The organism is Ruegeria sp. SCP11 (assembly GCF_040329455.1).
GTDB classification, from domain to species: domain Bacteria; phylum Pseudomonadota; class Alphaproteobacteria; order Rhodobacterales; family Rhodobacteraceae; genus Ruegeria; species Ruegeria atlantica_E.
In genome coordinates this window covers 1-531 of sequence record NZ_JBDZYG010000054.1, presented here as the reverse complement: position 1 = coordinate 531, position 531 = coordinate 1, and the positions used below count along the sequence as shown (strand labels likewise).

General features: G+C 60.8%; 1 protein-coding gene. It reads left to right on the top strand.

All coding sequences use genetic code 11. The features are described from left to right. Positions 1-531, top strand: a 531-nt coding sequence (locus tag ABLN94_RS24585; protein WP_352997348.1) for an aldehyde dehydrogenase family protein, incomplete at both ends; no start/stop codon positions are given.

The following is a 531-nucleotide window of genomic DNA, read 5'->3' as shown; positions in this document are numbered from 1 at the left end:
GGAAAATCTGGACCGTGTGGCTGCGCATGTGGTCAACGGGGCGTTCTGGAACATGGGCGAGAACTGCTCGGCCTCGTCGCGCCTGATCGTGCACAAGGACGTGAAGGCGGAACTTTTGGAGCGTATCGCGCATCATACCAAACAGTGGAATATCGGCGACCCGTTGGATCCCGAAACCCGCATGGGCGCGCTGGTCAGCGAAGGTCATTACACTAAGGTCTGTGGCTATCTGGATCAGGCCGAGAACGTGGTGATCGGTGGCAAAGCGAAAAAGGGTTTTGTCGAGGCCACCGTGGTCGAGGTTCCCGGAAACGATGCCACGCTGGCGCGCGAGGAGATCTTTGGCCCGGTTCTGTCGGTGATCGAAGTGTCGGGCTTTGACGAGGCCATCAGGATCGCCAATGACACCGACTATGGCCTGTGTGCCTCGATCTTCACCGCCAATGCCAAACGCGCCATCCGCGGCGCCCGTGCGATCCGGGCGGGGACCGTCACGGTCAACAGCTTTGGCGAGGGCGACATCACCACCCC